Origin of the sequence: Bryocella elongata (assembly GCF_900108185.1) — a bacterium.
GTDB classification, from domain to species: domain Bacteria; phylum Acidobacteriota; class Terriglobia; order Terriglobales; family Acidobacteriaceae; genus Granulicella; species Granulicella elongata.
Window position 1 is genome coordinate 452680 of sequence record NZ_FNVA01000004.1, and the last position, 17480, is coordinate 470159.

Genomic DNA, 17480 nt, shown 5'->3' on the forward strand with positions numbered 1-17480 from the left:
GGGTCGTATGTGGTGTTTTCTTTTCAGTCAGTTGCAGGGCTGTTTATGCGACAGAAGTAGTGCAATACGCGTCGAAAGCGCGCGCCAGCTCCTGGGCGATGGCCGGAGCCGTGGAGCTTTCGATCGCCGACCGCTGCATGAGATAGATCAACTGGCCGTCGCGCATGAGGGCGATCGCCGGGGATGTGGGGGGCTGGCCTGCAAAATAGCCACGCGCGCGCTCGGTCGCCTCGCGATCCTGACCGGCGAAGACGGTGACCATGTGATCAGGCTTGGTACCGTTCTGCAGGGCCATCCGGACGCCGGGGCGCATCTTGCCGGCGGCGCAGCCGCAGATCGAGTTGACGACCACCATGGTCGTGCCGGGCTGGGCGATAGCGGCGTCCACATCCGCAGCGGTGCGGGCCTCCTGAATGCCTGCCTTGGTCAGCTCTTCGCGCATGGGGATCAGCATGATCTCTGGGTACATCGTTCCTCCGGTGGGGCAAAAATCTTTCGAGGACGTGTCCTCGGTGCCGATTTGATTGTAAATGGGAGGGGAAGGATGCGGGGCGCGAGGCGAGGTGAAGGGAAGGATTCCGTTCCGGTTCGGTGTTCTGGCTTTGGGCCACGGGTTTGCTTTGCGCGCGTCTTGCACTTCGGCGTTCCTGCTACCCTCGAACGCGTGAAGGCACTGGTGATTCAGGAGAATGTTCCGCTTGCTCCCATGACCACGTTTGGGTTGGGTGGCGCGGCGCGGTGGTTTGTCGAGGTGCGCTCCGAGGTGGAACTCGCGGAGGGCCTGGCGTGGGCGGCGGCGCAGGGGATGCCAGTGTTTGTGCTGGGTGGCGGGAGCAACCTACTGGTGCCGGATGAGGGGTTTCCGGGGCTGGTGCTGCGGATCGACATCCGTGGGGTGCAGCAGGACAAGCCGTGGAGCCCGGAATTCTTTGTGGGAGCTGGTGAGGCCTGGGACTCCTTTGTGGATGTCGCGGTCGATTCCAATTGTGCCGGAATCGAGTGTCTTGCCGGCATCCCGGGGCGCGTTGGAGGCACGCCTGTCCAGAACGTGGGGGCCTACGGACAGGATGTGTCGCAGACGATTCGCCAGGTCCGGGTGTTCGACCGCCACAGGTCGGAGCTTCGCTGGCTAACGAATGACGAGTGCCGATTCCGATATCGCCAGAGCATCTTCAATACGGACGAACCGGGGCGTTACGTGGTCACGGCGGTGGTCTTCCAGCTGAGGTATGGTCCGCCGACCTTGAGCTATGCCGACCTGCAGAAGAGGTTTTCTGCGCGATGGAAAGCGCCAGGTTTACGCGAAGTCGCCGACGCCGTGCGCGAGATCCGGCGAAGCAAGGGGATGCTGCTCGTCGATGGTGACCCTGACACGCATAGCGCGGGCTCGTTCTTCAAGAACCCGATCGTCAATGCTGGTCTGCTGGGTACGATTGCAGCCACTGCAGGTGTCGCTCCAGAGGCCGTTCCCCATTGGCCTGCGGGCGACGGGCGGATCAAACTGGCGGCGGCATGGCTGCTCGAGCATGCGGGCTTTGTGAAGGGCTTCACCGACGGCGTGGTCGGGATCAGCTCGCGGCACACGCTGGCGCTGATCAATCGCGGCGGCGCGACGTTTGCGGATGTCGAACGCTTCGAGCAGAGGATCCGTGCGACAGTGGAGGCGAAGTTCGGCGTGACGTTGACGCGCGAGCCGGTCGTGCTGGGATAGGAGCAAGCTCCGATGTGTCGGCTGGCGTCAGCGGCCGCCGGACGCCGCCTCTGGCACGGGTGATTGCAGCATCAGTTGCCAGTATCCGACGTCGACCCAGCGGTTCTCTTTGAAGCCGACCTGAGAGACATGACCGGCCTTGCGGAAGCCGAAGCGTTCATGGAATGCGATACTGGCGGGGTTCGGCAGGGCGATGGTGGCCAGCGCGGTGTGGAATCCTCGCTCCCGGAGCGTGGGGAGCAACAGACGGTAGAGGGCGCTCCCGGCACCCTTCGCACCTTGCCCGGCTGCGACGTAGACGGTCACCTCGGCGGCGTAACGATAGGCGCTCCGGGACCTCCAACGCGATGCGTAGGCATAACCGAGCGTTCTGTCACCGTCGGTGGCCACATACCAAGGCAGTCCGGAGGCCTGGATGGCCTCGATCCGTGCCGCCATCTCGGCGGCGGCGACCTCCGCTTCTTCGAAGCTGACGGAGGTGGTGGTGACGTAGTGGTTGTAGATCGCCACGATCGAAGCGGCGTCCAAAGGAACTGCGTCACGTAGCGTCATGACCTTGTCTAGTGTACAGGCGTTGCTGTGGGCGCTGGGATGCTGGGGTTAGCGCATGACGGCGGCGATGCGCTTGACCTCATCGGCGAGCACCTCGCGCGCCGGTCCTTGCGCCATGACTCGACCGGCGTCGATGCGGACTACCTCGGCTTCCAGCCGCAGGGCTTCTTCGACATCGTGCGTCACGGAGACGACCGGCACGCCACGTTCGGCGGCTACGCGGAGAAGTTCGGGGAGCAGGGCATCGCGGGTGGCGCGGTCGATGCCGTTGAAGGGCTCGTCGAGCAGGAGCAGCTTTGCGCCGGGTGTGGCGAAGGCTCTGGCAAGGTTGACGCGCTGGGCCTCGCCCCCGGAGAGCTCGCGGTGCCGACGCTCGGCGAGGGCGTGGAGCTTGAAGAGGCCCAGGGCTTCGTCGACGACGGTAGAGTCCCGGACGGGACTAGCGCAGACCTCGAAGGGGAAGCTCACATTGCGGCCGACATCGAGATGCGGCAGCAGGGCCGGCGACTGGGGCGCGTAAGCGATATCGCGGCGGCTGGACGGAACGTCGTCAAGCCGTCTGGAGGTGCCGTCGGAAGCTATGCGTGTGAACTGGATCGATGTTGCAGGACTGCCCACCTCAAAGCCGCACATGGCGCGGAGCAGGGAACTCTTGCCGCTGCCGGACGGGCCGAAGAGGACGGTCCATGGAGCGTGCAGTTCGAGGTCGGCGGAGAGCAGGAGGGCGCCAAGCGTCGCCGTTACGGCGAGGCGATGGTGCGGCGCGCGAGGCGCGGTCTCAGGTGAGCTGGTTCTTTCAGGCAATCCAGCGGCCTCCGTCGTTGCGCCGGGCGCCTCGAGCGTAGAGGGCCAGCAGCGTAAGAAAGGCCAGCGCGATGAGCAGCAGCGACGTGTGATTCGCGGCGCTGTAGTTCATCTCCTGCACCTGGTCGTAGATGGAGATGGAGAGCGTGCGGGTGACGCCTGGGATGTCGCCACCGATCATGAGGACGACGCCGAACTCGCCGACGGTGTGGGTGAAGGCGAGGACGGCGGCGGTGAGGAACGACGGCGCGGCGAGCGGGAGGGTGACGCGGCGAAAGACAGTCCAGCGCGAGGCGCCGAGGACGGCGGCGGTCTCTCGGAGCTCGCGGGGCACGCCTTCAAAGCCGAGGACGAGCGGCTGCACGGCGAAGGGAAGGCTGTAGAGGATGGAGCCGACGACGAGGCCGGGAAAGCTGAAGGCGAGCGGGTGTCCGAGGATAGCGATGAGAGCGCGTCCGAGCGAGGTTGCGGGGCCCATGCCAAGCAGAAGATAGAGGCCAAGAACCGTGGGCGGCAGCACGAGGGGCAGAGCGACGGCCGCCTGCGCGATGCGGCGGGCAAGGATGTGGGCGCGCGTAGTGCGAGACGGGGCTCCGGCAGCATCGGCGATCCACGCGGCCAGCGGCGTGGCGATCACCAGCAGGCAGAGCGTGGTGACGAACGCGAGGCGCAGCGTGAGCCCGAGTGCGGCTAGGTCCATGGGGTCGAGTCTATAGGGTGCTGAAGCGCTATGGGATCGCGGGCTCGAGGCCGAAGTCTTTGAGGCGGTGCTGGATGGCGGGGCTGGTGAGCCAGGCGACGAAGGCTTTGGCGACGTCGGGGTCTTTGGCGGACCTCATCACCACGGCGCACTGGATCAGGGGAGCGTAGAGGACGGGCAGAGGGACGAAGGTGCCGAGCTCGCGGAATTTGGGTGAGCTGGCGATGGTGAGCGAGATGAGTCCGGCCTGGGCGTTGCCGCTGGCGGCGAACTCGGCGGTCTGGGCGATGTTTTCGGCGACGACGAGCTTGGGTTTGAGCTTGTCATCGAGCTTCAGAGCGCGGAGCTCGGTCATGGCGGCGAGGCCATAGGGGGCGTGGAGCTCGTTGGCGACGGCGATGCGGGAGACCTTGTCGCGGGTGAGCGACGTGAGTGAGAGGGGCTGCGCGGGCGAGTCCTTGCGTGCCCATAGGACGAGCACGCCATGCGCGTAGGGGACTGGCTGGGGTGAGGTGGTGAGGCTGGCAGCGACGAGCTGCTCGGGATGCGCACGGTCGGCGGAGAGAAAGACGTCGAAGGGCGCGCCGCTCTCAAGCTGCTGGGTGAGCGTGGCGGAGGAGCCGAACGAGGGGACGATTTTTATCCCGGAGGCGCGCTCATACTCTTCCGCGAGCGCGGGAAGCACCGGTTGCAGGTCAGCCGCAGCGGCGACGTGAAGCACACCCTTCGGCGCGGCTACCTGCGCCGTTAGGGGAGCGTCAGAGAATATCGCTCCCAGAACGGCAGTGAGCATCGAAAAAGATATCAACGACTTGAACAGAACTCTGGACGGAAGGAAAGAGAGACGGCCCTCAGTACGGTAAACTTGACCTACGCATGCTTTCATCACACAGCCTTCGATGCACGGGATGCGGGCTTAGGATCGCCCAGAATGAGGCGCGCAGCAACTTCCGTTGCGCTACCTGCGGTGATCTGTTCGAGATCGAGTACCCCTGGAGCGCGACGCGAGATAAAGCGACCGACGCAGGTGCTGCCGCGAACCAGCCCAATCCGAACGCCCTCCGCTACCTGTGGCAGGAGCGCCGCACCTCGACCCTTGCTGCCGACCAGAGCGGTGTATGGCGCTTCCGCGACCTTCTGCCCATTGTGCCCGTCGACAAGATTGTGACCCTCTACGAGGGCAACACGCCGCTGTATGAGATGCCGCGCTGCGCCGCGTTGCTGGGCATGAACTGGCTGCTGGCCAAGCACCAGGGCATGAATCCTACGGGCAGCTTCAAGGACACGGGCATGACGGCCGCGCTTTCCGTTGCGGTGGCCAATGGATTTGAGTGGGTGGCCTGTGCTTCGACGGGCAATACCTCTGCCGCGATGGCGGCGTATGCTGCGCGCGCGGGACTGCGGTCGCTGGTGCTGATTCCCGAAGGCAAGATCGCATGGGGCAAGCTCTCTCAGGCGATGGACTATGGCTCGACCACCGTGCAGCTGCGGACCGACTTCGACGGTTGCGTGCGCGTGCTGGCGGAGATTGTGCAGCGCGCCCCGGTGTACCTGCTGAACTCGGTGAATCCGTACCGGCTGGAGGGGCAAAAGACCCCGGCGTTCGAGATCCTGGAGCAGATGGACTGGCAGGTACCGCACCATCTGATCGTGCCGGGTGGGAATCTGGCGAATTGCTCGGCGCTGGGTAAGGGTTTTGCGGAGCTGCAGCACCTGGGCTTCATCAAGCGGGTGCCGAAGATCAGCGTGATCCAGGCGGCGGGAGCGAATCCGTTGTACCGCTGGATGCAGGCTGGCGGCGTGGGACCGTTCGAGCCGGTGGAAGCGCACACGCGCGCTACGGCGATTCGCATTGGGAATCCGGCGTCGTGGAAGAAGGCAGTCAAGGTTCTCGCCACAACTGGCGGCTGGGTGGAGGAGGTCTCCGAGCAGGAGATCGCGCTCGCCAAGGCGGAGATCGGCGCGGAGGGCATTGGCTGCGAGCCGGCCAGCGCGGTGACGCTTGCGGGGCTGAAGAAGCTGGTGGCGGATGGCCGCGTGGGCAAGGAGGAGACGGCGGTGTTGCTGCTGACCGGGCACACGCTAAAGGACCCGGAGTACACGATCCAGTACCACCGCGGAGCGTTGCTGAGCGATAAGGAAGCCGCGGCGGAGACCGTGGCACAGCGCGCGGCGAACGCGAAGCTGAGGCGCGAGCCGGTGGTGCTCGACGCCAAGGTGGATGATGTGCTTAAGGTGCTCGACGCGATGCAGGCACAGCCCGCATGAGTGGAGTGCAGACGCGTGGCCTGCGGTTGAAGCTGCCGGCTACTTCCGCGAACCTGGGTCCTGGGTTCGATGCGGCAGGGCTGGCGATGTCGATGCACCTGACGGTGGAGGCGTGTCCCTCTGCTGAATGGGAAATCCATGCGACTGGCAGAGATGCAGAGCTTTGCGCGAAGGTCGACGGAAACCTCATCATCGATACCTACCGGAAGGTGATTGAGGATGTGTGGGTGGATGCTCCGGCCGCGTTGCGTTTGGAGATTCACAACGAGATTCCACTGGGGATGGGCTGTGGGTCTAGCGCGGCGGCAATCTGTGCAGGTGTTGCGCTTGCGGATCATTTCGGGGGAATTAGTGGGCTGGGATGGAGTGACGCGGACATCGTCACGGCAGCGAGCCATCGAGAAGGTCACCCGGATAACGTTGCGGCATGTTGGTTCGGTGGGTTCACGGTTTCGGCTATGGGCGGGAATCGGGGCGTGGTGACGGCGACGTTTCCCGGCAACCCGGAATGGGAGCTGATGTTGGCTATGCAACCGACTTCACTGGCGACGAAGACGGCACGAGCGCTGCTCCCCGACAGCTATTCGAAGGCGGATGCGGTTTTCAATGTGCAACGGTCGAGTTTGCTGGTGGCGGCGTTTGCGCAAGGGCGACTCGATCTCCTACGCACTGCAATGCAGGACAAGATGCATCAGCCCTATCGGGAGGACGCATGTCCGCTGCTGAAGAAGCTCTTGCCTCTGGCTGAAGAGCCTTGGGTTGCAGGCGTAGCTCTCAGTGGGGCTGGCCCGAGCGTACTTGTTTTCTTGAGTAAGGATGCGACTCCGCTGGAGAAGACAAAGCTGTTATCTGCAGCTGGGCGAGGCGTGGAGTGGTTGCCGTTGAGGATTGCGGGCGGCGCGGAGCGCACGATCCTGTAGCGTTGGATCTTGTCCTTTGGCTACTGTGCGACCATAGCCCGGGTCCGAGAATCCGGACCCGGGGCACCCGACTTCATACTGACCGAACAAAGCTTGCCGAAGACAATTTCGATCGAGTTTCGGGCTGCGGGTCTGGAGTTTCGAGTTTAGGGCTGGGTTACACTGGCGCTGACATACCACCACAATCAGTTTCAGGGAGCGTCCTCGTGATCCTGCACCGGCTTGCTTCGGTTCTTGCCGTCTCGTCGCTGTTTCTGTATGTCCCGGCTGTGCTCGGGCAGGCTGCTCCGGCCGGTAGCAGCAATCTTCCTACGACAGCGAACGAGCCTCCCTTCCATGCCGTTCCAGGGCAAGGCAGGTCGATGATCGTGTCGAAGTTTGGCATTGTGTCGACGCCGCAGCCGCTGGCGGCGCTGGCGGGTACGCACATCCTGGAGCAGGGCGGGAATGCCATCGACGCGGCCATTGCGGCGAATGCGGTGATGGGCGTCGTGCAGCCGTATGTGAACGGGATTGGCGGCGACCTGTTCGTCATCTACTACGAGGCGAAGACGGGCAAGCTCTATGGCCTGAACGCGAGCGGATGGACGCCGAAGGCGCTGACGATCGAGGCGGCGAAGGCCAAGGGGCTGACGTCGCTGCCCGCAATTGGCGTGGAGGCGATTGATGTTCCGGGCGCGGTGGCGGGATGGGACGCGCTGCGGGTGCGGTTTGGGACGATGCCTTTCTCGAAGACGCTGGCTTCGGCGATCTACTACGCGGACCACGGTTATCCGATGGGGGAGCGCAACTCTCGCTACTGGATCGCGAAGGCTCTCATCAATCAGCCGGGGTGGAAGGAGACGTACCTTCCCAATGGCTTTGTGCCGAGTCCGGGTGCGCTGTTCAAGAATCCGGGGCTGGCGAACTCGCTGAAGGCGATTGCCGCGGGTGGGCGCGACGCGTACTACAACGGGCCGATGACACAGAAGATGGTGGACTTCCTGCGGTCGCAGGGTGGGCTGCATACGCTCGAGGACTTCAAGGATTTTCAGCCGGAGTGGGTCGATCCGGTGTCGACGATGTATCGCGGGTGGAAGGTCTATGAGCTGCCGCCGAACGGGATGGGCGTGGCGGCGCTTTCGATGCTGAACATCATGGAGCATTTCCCGATGGGCGAGCTGGGGCACAATACGCCGGACGCGCTGCACGTGATGATTGAAGCGAAGAAGCTGGCGTACTCGGACATGGCCAAATATGTGGGTGATCCGAGGTTCTCGACGGTGCCTGTCGACGCGCTGATCTCGAAGAAGCTGGCCGAGGAGCGATACAAGCTGATCGACATGAAGAAGGCGAGCTGCCAGGTGCTTCCGGCGGATCTGACGGCGGAGCTGAACAAGCACGGCAATTCGACCATCTACATGAGCGCGGTGGACAAGGATGGGAACATCGTCTCGCTGATTCAGTCGAACTACAGCGGGTACGGGACGGGAATGGTCGCCCCGGGGCTGGGCTTCAGCTTTCACAACCGTGGTGCGGGGTTCCAGCTGACGCCCGGGCTGCCGAACTCCTTGGCAGGGCACAAGCGGCCGCTGCACACGATCATCCCGGCGTTTATGGAGAAGGGGGACATGCACATCGGGTTTGGAATCATGGGTGGGTGGAACCAGGCGCAGGCGCATGCCCAGTTCGTGGCCAACGTTGTGGACTACGGGATGAACGTGCAGGCGGCGCTCGAGGCTCCCCGGTTTACCAAGGGAAGCTTCGAGGGCTGCGACGTGGATATGGAGGAGACGGTTCCGGCCGAGGTCCGGGCCGAGCTGGAGAAGCGGGGCCACAAGATTCAGCTGCTGGAGCCGTTCAGCTTCTCGGTGGGTGAGGGTGCGGCGGTGGTACGGGATTCGGCACGGCAGGTAAATTTTGCGGCAGGTGACCCGCGGTCGGACGGTGCGGCGATCCCGCAGGAGCCCCCGATGCCGTAGAGCAGGCGCCTGGATGGGGAGATCCCCCGGAAGGATTGAGCTATGATCCCCCGGACGCATCGTTTTCCACGCAATCGCATCTAGAATTGAGGGTGCCATCGAGAATCGACGGCACTCAGGATGCCCCGGTAGATGGCGGGCACCAACGGGGCGCCAGCCGTCGCAGGTAACGGTGACAAGAGGAGAGAGTATGGCAGGTCAGTTTGTCTCGGAAGTGAATGATGCGGAGTTTGAACAGCAGGTATTGCAGTCGGAGACACCGGTGCTGGTGGACTTCTGGGCAGCCTGGTGTGGACCGTGTCGCGCTCTGGCGCCGGTGGTAGACGCCATTGCGACGGAGAATCAGGGCAAGCTGAAGGTCATGAAGATGGACGTCGACCGGAACAACATGACACCGGGCCGCTACGGTATCCGTGGCATCCCTGCGCTGCTGTTCTTCAAGGGTGGCAAGGTCGCGCACCAGATCACGGGCTTCGTGCCGAAGGATACCGTGGAAGCTGCTCTCAAGCAGGTTCTCGCGTAAGATAAGATACGAGAAGCTAGATTCGAGATGCGAGGGTCGGCAAGGCGCCGGCCCTTTCGTCGTTTCCCAGGCGGGATTCGTTGCAGCGATACGAAATCGCATCTCGCATCTCGCATCCCGCATCTCGAATCTGTATCCGCGCTCTAGTAGACTGAATTCCACATGGTCGAGTGGCTCCTTGTACACGGCAGCCTGATCGCCTTCTTCATTCTGGCGAACAGCTTCTTCGTGGCCGCCGAGTTTGCGCTGGTCTCCGCGCGTGAGACGCGGATCGAGCAGTTTATTGCGCTCAATCGCCCCGGCGCACGCACGGCGCTGCGGCTCAAGCACAACATCGATGAGTTCCTGCCTGCCGTTCAGTTTGGCGTTACGCTGGCGAGCCTCGCTCTGGGCGGCATTGGCGAGCATGCACTGGCGGACCTGGTGACGGATGAGCTGGGGCGCATCCCGCATTTTTCGAGCCACGTGACGCTGTACTCGCATGCGATCTCGGTCGTGGTGGCGTTTGCGGTGATCACTTACTTCGAGGTCCTGCTCGGCGAGCTGGTGCCGAAGTCGCTGGCACTGCAGCGGGCAGAGCGGCTGGCGCTGGCGGTTGCGGGGCCGATGGAGGTCTTCATCCGCATCACGCGGCCCGCGGTGAAGGTGATGAACTTCTCCGCGACGCAGGTGCTGCGGGTGTTTCGCGCGCCGCTGCGGGGCGAGAGCGCGGCGCACTCGCCGGAAGAGCTGAAGCTGATGGCCACGGCGACCCGCCGCATGGGTCTGCTTCCCCCTTTCCAGGAGGAGATGATCCATCGCGCGATCGAGCTGAACAACGTGACGGCGAGCGAGATCATGACGCCGCGGGGGAAGATCTTCTCGCTACCGGCGGACATGCTGCTGGAGCAGGCGAGCGCGAAGATCGTCGAGGAGCAGCACTCGCGTGTGCCGGTGTACGACGCGGCCCGCGGGCGCGAGGCGATCATCGGGGTCGTGTACTCGAAGGATGTGTCGCGGCTGATGCACTTCCGCGGTGTGGCCCGGCCAGTGGCTTCGATGCGGCGTGAGGCGGCGGTGGCCTCTGGCGATGTGAATCTGCGGCAGGTGATGCGCGAGGTGTTGGTGGTGCCGGAGACCAAGCCCGCGCTGGAGCTGCTGGAGGAGTTCCAGGAGCGGCGGCGGCAGATCGCTATCGTAGTAGACGAGTTTGGCTCCACGCTGGGCATGGTGACGATGGAGGATGTGCTGGAGCAGATCGTCGGAGAGATGGAGGACGAGTTCGACACCAGCCGTACCTTGCAGGTGGCTGCTTCCGGTGGCGGACTGATGGTGGAAGGCTCGGCCAGCCTGCGCGATCTTGCAACGCAGCTAGGATGGAAGCTGCCTCGCGAGGCGGGAGTGGAGACGTTGGCAGGATTCCTGCTCGAGAAGCTTGGGCACATCCCGAAGGTGGGCGAGCGCGTGGACTTTGGCGGACGCTGCTTTGCGGTGATGGAGATGGACGGCATGCGCATCGCTCGGGTGCGCGTGGATACCGCGACCCCGAAGTTGAAGCCAAAGGCAGCGCAGAGCCCGGCGAATGTCGCGTAGATCGATCTTCGAGGGCGGGAGCCGGGCCAAGTTCCCACAACCCGGTCACTCCCTCCTCACGCTAGACTCAAGCGAGTGAGTCAGAAGTCCCCATCACCAGCCTGGACGACAGCCAGGAGCATCCTGATGCGTGTCGTGACGACACTGCCCGTGCTGTGGCTGGTGGTCACGATTGTCTTCCTGCTGATTCACCTTGTGCCCGGTGATCCTATCGTGCAGATGCTGGGCGACGGAGCGAGCGCGGGCGACGTCGAGAGCCTGCGGCACAGCTTTGGCTTCGACCAGCCTCTGCACACGCAGTATTGGCTGTACTGGCGCGGCATTCTGCACGGAGACTTCGGCCGCTCGCTGCGGTTGCATGACTCGGTACTGCATCTTGTACTGCAGCGTTACCCGTACACACTGGCGCTGACGGTGGCTGGGATGTTGATCGGGGCGGCGCTTGCGATTCCTGCTGGCGTCGCTTCGGCGCGTATGCGGAATCGCTGGCCGGACCGCACGCTGGGGGTTGCGAGTCTGTTCGGGCTCTCGTTTCCCAACTTCGCACTCGGCCCCATCCTGATCGTTGTGTTCTCCATCGGGCTGGGATGGCTCCCTGTCTCGGGCGCTGGCGTCGGCGCCGGGCAGTTCCTGGTCCACCTGATCCTGCCTGCCATCACTCTGGGCCTGGGCATGGCGGCGATCCTGACACGCATGGTGCGGACGTCGATGCTTGAAGAACTTTCGCAGGACTACATCCGCACGGCGCGCGCCAAAGGCCTCAGCGAGAGCCGCGTCGTCTACGCGCATGCCCTCCGCAATGCGTTGAATCCGGTGCTTACCGTGATGGGTCTGCAGTTTGGCTCGCTGCTGGCAGGTGCGATCGTGACGGAGACGATCTTCAGCTGGCCGGGCCTCGGGCGGCTGACGCTTTCGGCGATCTCCAACCGCGACTACGCGCTGGTGCAGGGAAGCATCCTTGCGATTGGGCTCACCTACGTCGCGGTAAACCTCATTACTGACTCGCTTTATGCGCTGGCGGATCCACGCATGCGCCGCTGAGGTGGGTCCTATGGTTTTGCCACGTCGTGTTGACGTGCAATCGGGAGAGATCGGCGAATGAAATTCGTAGATGCTGGCGGAATGAAGCGCTTGCTGGCTGCAGGGTTTGTGGGGCTCGCGGCGTATGGGGCCGGCGCACAGATCAGCGTTCCTGCGGCCCCGAATCCGGCCTCCGCCGCGCGTGACTTCAGAGACTCGCGCTACGGCGTCCACCTGGAGGTTCCGGCCGGTTGGACGCTGGCGCGGCGCGATGGGGAGCTCAGTAACTTCCTGCTCGACGTAAAGGGTTCGCCCGCGTCCAGTGTCGTAAGGGCCGCGTCCAGCATGGACTTCAATCCCTTTCCTCACTCCACCTTTGGCGGAGCCCTGCTGTATTTCACGGTGCAGCCGAACTCCGACGAACGGAGCTGCGAGAAGCAGGCGGACGCTTCCGCAGGGAAGAGCGAGGTCGTGGGCATCGGGGGCATGGGATTTACGCATGCTCACGTTGAGCATGGCAGCGAATGTGTGGAAGCCCGCGATGACGTGTACACGGCCTATCGGAAGCACGCCTGCTATCGCTTCGATCTTGAGGTCAACACCTTCTGCTCAGGATCGAGCGGAGCCCAGGAACTGAGCGCGGGCGAGTTGCACGACATTGAAGCTCGGCTCGCCGGAATCCTGTCGACCGTGACGTTCTCGTGGGAAAAATCCGGGGCACAAGAGGTGCCGGTATCGGATGCTCCTGTGTCACCGCGGACTCCACTGAAGAGTTCGCTTCCCGACGCTGCCAAGGGGCCAGGTACGGACCTCTAGCCGACTTCGCGGGGGGGGCGCTAGATCGCTAGATCGAGAAGTTCCGCGGTGGCCTGCCCCTTGTCGATGTTGAGCCAGGCCATCGCAATCGGCAGGGAGAACCGTCTGGGGCCGCAACTCCCGGGGTTCAGGTAGATCACGCCGTTGCGTTCGCGAATCTCCGGCTGGTGAGAGTGGCCGAAGATGACGACGCCTACCTGCGCGGCCTCCGGCTTGATGTCCAGATCGGCGATCGAGTGCAGCATGTAGATCAGGGTTCCGCCGAGTTCGATCACTTCCGTCGCGGGCAGGAGAGCGCAGGCGCCGCGGGTGTCGACATTGCCTCGGATGGCTGTCACCGGTGCAATCTCCCGCAGCGCGTCGAGGATGCGGATGTCTCCCACATCGCCGGCATGAAGGATGTGCTCTGCGCCCTGAACGGTCTGGAGCACCTGCGGTCGCAGCAGGCCATGGGTGTCTGAGAGAACGGCGATACGCATCAGTGGCTCCCTTTCTTCAACGTAGCCTGAAGCTGGGGACGTCGTCGTCTCACTGCATAGGAGAAAGCGTACGTCGTCAGCCCGACCCTACTCCAGCCGGGTACGCGGATCGAGGGCATCGCGGAGCCCGTCGCCGACGAGATTGAACGCGAGGACGCAAAGTGCGACGAACGCGGCCGGAAAGACAACAAGGTACGGCGCATCAAAGAGATGCGAGCGGGCGTCGTTGAGCATCGAGCCCCAGGTGGCCGTGGGCGGCTGAACGCCCAGCCCCAGGAAGCTGAGGGTGGCTTCAGCGAGGACGGCCGCCGCCATGCCGACAGCTGCTTGGACCAGGAGCGGTTGCAGGATGTTCGGCAGGATGTGCCGGAGGAGGAGACGCAGATCCGAAGCTCCGAGAGATCTGGCTGCTGCCACGAACTCTCGTTCTTTCATCGACATGACCTGCGCCCGGACGAGACGGGCGTAATTTACCCAGCCAGCCAGAGCAAGGGCCAGAATCAGGTTTTCGAGTCCGGGGCCCATGAACGCAACGAAGGCGATCGCGAGCAGGATCCCGGGAAGAGCGAGGAAGACGTTGGACAGGTACACGTTGATGACTGTGTCGATCCAACCGCCGTAAAAGCCGGCGAGGGCCCCCAGGAGAAGTCCTGCTCCCAGCGAAAGCCCAACGACGGACACTGCGACCGTCAGGGAGACGCGGGCGCCGTAGAGCGATCGCGAGAGGACGTCACGGCCAAGCTCGTCGGTTCCGAAGAGGTGCTGCGCTGAAGGGCTTTGCAGGCGAGCGTCCAGGTTCAGCGCGGCGGGATCGTGCGGAGCAATCCAGGGCGCCAGGAGAGCCATTGCCAGGAAGGCCGCCAGCAGAAAAAAGCCGGCCGCCGCCATGGGGTGACGTGCGATTCGATAGCGGTGTCTATCTGCTTTCGACGCGTCGTGCGAAGTTTGCATCCAACGGAAGATGGTGTCCATTCCTTGTCCCATCATAGAGCGCCGTAAAGGGAACTGTGGCGTATCCAGACGTTTGATTTGACTGCAACATGTTGGAAACTATTGGTTTGAGCGAGTAGAATCAAGACACCCTCAAACCAAAACACTTAGCTCAATCGCCCCGAAAAGAGCACCGAATGAGCGCGCGGCGATCAAAAAACGGGAGTCTTCACGAATGAAGTTGGAAGGATCTACGGCGGTCGTCTGCGGTGCGGGCGGCTTCATTGGTGGTCACCTGGTCAAGAGCCTTCTGGCAAGTGGGATTAAGGTCCTGCGGGCAGTCGATGTCAAGCCGCTGGACGAGTGGTATCAGGTTACGGAGGGCGTGGAAAATCTCTCCATCGATCTCAAGGAGATCGAGAGCTGCAGGGTTGCGGTCAAGGGAGTTGACCTGGTGTACCAGCTCGCCGCCGATATGGGCGGCATGGGCTTTATCGAGAACAACAAAGCGCTTTGTATGCTCAGCGTTCTCACCAACACCCATATGCTGATGGCGGCGAAAGACGCTGGTGTAAAGCGCTTCTTCTACTCTTCTTCTGCCTGTGTCTACAACGGTGAGAAGCAGACGAGTCCAGATGTGATTCCGCTGAAAGAAAGCGATGCCTATCCGGCGCTCCCGGAAGACGGCTATGGCTGGGAGAAGCTGTTCAGCGAACGTATGTGCAGGCATTTCGAAGAGGACTTCGGCCTCGTCTGCCGCGTCGCGCGCTATCACAACGTGTATGGTCCGCACGGCACCTGGGATGGCGGTCGTGAGAAGGCGCCCGCAGCTATCTGCCGCAAGGTTATTGAGGCAAAGCTGAGCGGGAAGCACGAGATTACGATCTGGGGCAACGGCGAGCAGACGCGCAGCTTCATGTATATCGACGACTGCACGCTGGGATCGCAGATGATCATGAGCAGCGATATCGACGAACCCATCAACCTGGGCTCGAACGAGCTGGTGACGATCAATCAGCTTGTGGATATCGCCGAAGATATTGCAGGGATCAAACTGAATCGTCGCTATGATCTCTCCGCTCCGAAGGGTGTGAACGGCCGCAACAGCGATAACACGCTTATTGTGGACAGGTTGAGTTGGCAACCATCCATCCGGCTGCGCGATGGGCTCGAAAGGACGTATCGCTGGATCGAAGCCGAGATCAAGGCGAGAGACGCCCGGGGGAACTAAAGAATGCTGCGTAGAAAAAAGACGCGCACGACAATCCTGGGCGTTGAGTTTTTCTCAGGGACGGTAGAGCAGGCGGTGGCTACCATCGAGCAAGGCGGCCTCCTCGTCGTTCCCGCCGCACCCGCGCTGAAGAACCTGACGCACGATCGCGTCTATCGTGAGGCTCTTCTGGGGGCCGATCTTGCGATCACCGATTCGGCATTCATGGTCATGATCTGGAATTTTCTGCAAGGAGACAATCTCCAGCGGCTATCCGGGTTGCAGTACCAGCGCTATCTGCTGGACCAGCAGAGCGTTCGCGATCCGGGGAATACCGTGTGGGTGATGGCTAACAAGCCCAGCGCGAAGCGGAATCTCGAATACCTTGCCACCGTCGGAATCAGTGTCCCGGAAGAGTGCGTTTACACGGCGCCTATGTATGGAGAGCACGACGCGATTGAAGATCAGGAGCTGGTGGATCTCATCGATCGCCTCCGCCCCCATCATGTTGTCATCACGATTGGTGGAGGGTCGCAGGAGAAGCTGGGCTTCTATCTGAAGCAGCATCTCAGCTTTCTCCCTGCGATCCATTGCACCGGAGCGGCTATTGCGTTTCTGAGCGGAGACCAGGTGCACATCCCCGGATGGGCCGATCGCCTGTACATGGGCTGGCTTGTCCGATCGCTCTCGGACCCGATGCGCTTCATCCCGCGGTACTGGGATGCCCGCAAGCTGTTCCAACTGATCGTGCGCTATCGTGAGCGCCTGCCCGCCACCGCCGACTAAGCTTTTCCAACTCCTCGCCCACATTACCTTCGGCTGACTTTTTTGCATGTGCCGCGCGTGGAGTTTGCGGCTCCGGTGTCCAATCAATCATGCTTCGCCTCGGGTCTCTGTTGTGCTCGCTCGCTTGCCTTGCCCTCGCCGGATTGGAAACTTCCGCCGTGGCCCAGCGTTCGCCCACCTCATTGGCAGAGCAGTACCTGTTCCAGTCTGCGAACCAGGAGCGCGCGTCACGGGGACTTCCTCCACTGCGTTGGGACGCTTCTCTGTACCACGCGGCCTATGACCACGCCCGGGAGATGGCGGCCCGCGAGACGATCTCCCACCAGTTTCCAGGGGAGAGCGAACTCGAGGTGCGGGGCCGGTACGAGGGCGCTCGGTTCAGTCTGATTGCGGAGAATGTGGCGATGGCGCCCAGCGTCGCCGTCGTGCACACGGCATGGATGAATTCGCCGGGGCACAGGGCCAATCTGCTTGATCCGCGGGTGGACTCGATCGGGATCAGCGTGCTGCGCCGGGGCAACGAGCTGTATGCCGTGCAGGACTTTGACCGGTCAGTGAAGATGCTCTCTCTGGATGAGCAGGAACAGCGCGTAGCGACGCTCGTGGCGTCAGGCGGAGCGATCGACCTGTTGCCTGCGACAGAAGATGCGCGTCGTACCTGCCAGATGGAGTCAGGCTATGCTGGAGAGCGGCAGCCGTGGTTCGTGATGCGCTACACAGCCGCAGATCTTGAGCACCTTCCGGATGCGTTGCGAGAACGGCTCGGAAGCGGTCGCTATCATCAGGCAGCCATCGGAGCTTGTCCGGCACGCGACACGAAGAACTTCTCCGCATTCAACATCGCGGTTTTGTTGTATCCCTAAAATTGTGATCTTCGCACCTGCAGACGATCGCCGTGGCCTGCACGTTGACCGCGATGGTGCCGATGAGGTTTGCACAGCGAGGGCCTTTGACCCTGCGGCTGTCGTTTGGTATAAAAGAGATCGAGCGGTCGCCCTGACCGCCGCGTTCCAAGCGCGATCCTGAGTAGCTCAATGGCAGAGCATTCGGCTGTTAACCGAAGGGTTGTAGGTTCGAGTCCTACCTCAGGAGCCATAAAATCAATAAGATACAAGCATCATCTCTCCCCGAAAACCTAGAAAAAGACCTCACTGTGGGGACTTTTGTGGGTACCCCAAAGAAATACTGTGGGTAAACGTGGGTATTCCCGAGCAATTGGGAGATGGCG

The 17480-nt window shown here is 62.7% G+C and carries 18 protein-coding genes and 1 tRNA gene; 12 read left to right on the forward strand and 7 right to left on the reverse strand.

The genetic code is table 11. From position 1 onward, the window contains the following. Positions 1-43: 43 nt before the first annotated feature. Entirely contained in the window at positions 44-469 is a 426-nt protein-coding gene (locus C4S68_RS13810) for a BrxA/BrxB family bacilliredoxin (protein WP_103933655.1), read from the reverse strand. 207 nt (positions 470-676) lie between these two features. Here C4S68_RS13810 and C4S68_RS13815 point away from each other — a divergent pair, with 207 nt between their 5' ends. Then, the gene (locus C4S68_RS13815) at positions 677-1711 is read left to right on the forward strand and encodes a UDP-N-acetylmuramate dehydrogenase (protein WP_327333645.1); all 1035 of its coding nucleotides are present in this window, start codon (positions 677-679) and stop codon (positions 1709-1711) included. 27 nt (positions 1712-1738) lie between these two features. Here C4S68_RS13815 and C4S68_RS13820 read toward each other — a convergent pair whose 3' ends face one another. From C4S68_RS13820 to modA, 4 genes are read right to left on the reverse strand one after another with little or no spacing between them, the layout of a single operon-like run. Continuing rightward, positions 1739-2263, reverse strand: coding sequence for a GNAT family N-acetyltransferase (locus C4S68_RS13820; RefSeq protein ID WP_103933657.1), 525 nt, complete (start codon positions 2261-2263; stop codon positions 1739-1741). A gap of 48 nt (positions 2264-2311) precedes the next feature. Continuing rightward, positions 2312-3067: an ATP-binding cassette domain-containing protein gene (locus C4S68_RS13825; RefSeq protein WP_103933658.1), complete on the reverse strand. Its 756-nt coding sequence runs from the start codon at positions 3065-3067 to the stop codon at positions 2312-2314. Continuing rightward, positions 3060-3767: a molybdate ABC transporter permease subunit gene (gene modB / locus C4S68_RS13830; RefSeq protein WP_103933659.1), complete on the reverse strand. Its 708-nt coding sequence runs from the start codon at positions 3765-3767 to the stop codon at positions 3060-3062. Before modB ends, C4S68_RS13825 begins: the two co-directional genes overlap by 8 nt. A gap of 28 nt (positions 3768-3795) precedes the next feature. Beyond that, a complete protein-coding gene (gene modA, locus C4S68_RS13835) occupies positions 3796-4560 on the reverse strand; it encodes a molybdate ABC transporter substrate-binding protein (protein ID WP_103933660.1) in 765 nt (254 codons plus the stop codon). Between the two features lie 83 nt (positions 4561-4643). Here modA and thrC point away from each other — a divergent pair, with 83 nt between their 5' ends. From thrC to C4S68_RS13870, 7 genes are all read left to right on the forward strand, one after another. After that, the gene (gene thrC / locus C4S68_RS13840) at positions 4644-6035 is read left to right on the forward strand and encodes a threonine synthase (RefSeq protein WP_103933661.1); all 1392 of its coding nucleotides are present in this window, start codon (positions 4644-4646) and stop codon (positions 6033-6035) included. Continuing rightward, positions 6032-6955, forward strand: coding sequence for a homoserine kinase (thrB, locus tag C4S68_RS13845; RefSeq protein ID WP_103933662.1), 924 nt, complete (start codon positions 6032-6034; stop codon positions 6953-6955). The genes thrC and thrB overlap by 4 nt, the downstream gene beginning before the upstream one ends. Before the next feature lie 206 nt (positions 6956-7161). Beyond that, the gene (ggt, locus tag C4S68_RS13850; protein WP_235011594.1) at positions 7162-8916 is read left to right on the forward strand and encodes a gamma-glutamyltransferase; all 1755 of its coding nucleotides are present in this window, start codon (positions 7162-7164) and stop codon (positions 8914-8916) included. A gap of 190 nt (positions 8917-9106) precedes the next feature. Beyond that, the gene (gene trxA, locus C4S68_RS13855) at positions 9107-9439 is read left to right on the forward strand and encodes a thioredoxin (RefSeq protein WP_103933663.1); all 333 of its coding nucleotides are present in this window, start codon (positions 9107-9109) and stop codon (positions 9437-9439) included. A 162-nt stretch (positions 9440-9601) separates the two neighbouring features. Then, entirely contained in the window at positions 9602-11011 is a 1410-nt protein-coding gene (locus tag C4S68_RS13860) for a hemolysin family protein (RefSeq protein ID WP_103933664.1), read from the forward strand. A 126-nt stretch (positions 11012-11137) separates the two neighbouring features. After that, complete coding sequence (locus C4S68_RS13865) at positions 11138-12052, forward strand: ABC transporter permease (protein ID WP_103933665.1); 915 nt, start codon at positions 11138-11140, stop codon at positions 12050-12052. Between the two features lie 57 nt (positions 12053-12109). Further along, positions 12110-12847, forward strand: a complete 738-nt coding sequence (locus C4S68_RS13870) for a hypothetical protein (RefSeq protein WP_146072148.1) — start codon at positions 12110-12112, stop codon at positions 12845-12847. Positions 12848-12867: 20 nt separating this feature from the next. Here the strand turns inward: C4S68_RS13870 and C4S68_RS13875 are convergent, their stop codons facing one another. Next, entirely contained in the window at positions 12868-13326 is a 459-nt protein-coding gene (locus C4S68_RS13875) for a metallophosphoesterase family protein (RefSeq protein ID WP_103933667.1), read from the reverse strand. 87 nt (positions 13327-13413) lie between these two features. Further along, on the reverse strand, positions 13414-14277 hold the full coding sequence (locus C4S68_RS13880) for an ABC transporter permease (protein ID WP_103933742.1): 864 nt from the start codon (positions 14275-14277) through the stop codon (positions 13414-13416). A gap of 214 nt (positions 14278-14491) precedes the next feature. On the opposite strand from C4S68_RS13880, the gene C4S68_RS13885 reads away from it, so the two are divergent. The 4 genes from C4S68_RS13885 (at position 14492) to C4S68_RS13900 (ending at position 17347) form a co-directional block, all read left to right on the forward strand. Continuing rightward, positions 14492-15487, forward strand: a complete 996-nt coding sequence (locus C4S68_RS13885) for an NAD-dependent epimerase/dehydratase family protein (protein ID WP_103933668.1) — start codon at positions 14492-14494, stop codon at positions 15485-15487. 3 nt (positions 15488-15490) lie between these two features. Beyond that, entirely contained in the window at positions 15491-16252 is a 762-nt protein-coding gene (locus tag C4S68_RS13890; protein ID WP_103933669.1) for a WecB/TagA/CpsF family glycosyltransferase, read from the forward strand. A gap of 158 nt (positions 16253-16410) precedes the next feature. Then, positions 16411-17115: a CAP domain-containing protein gene (locus C4S68_RS13895; protein WP_160115151.1), complete on the forward strand. Its 705-nt coding sequence runs from the start codon at positions 16411-16413 to the stop codon at positions 17113-17115. A 157-nt stretch (positions 17116-17272) separates the two neighbouring features. Beyond that, positions 17273-17347 (forward strand) — tRNA-Asn (locus C4S68_RS13900). The last annotated feature ends 133 nt before the right edge of the window (positions 17348-17480 follow it).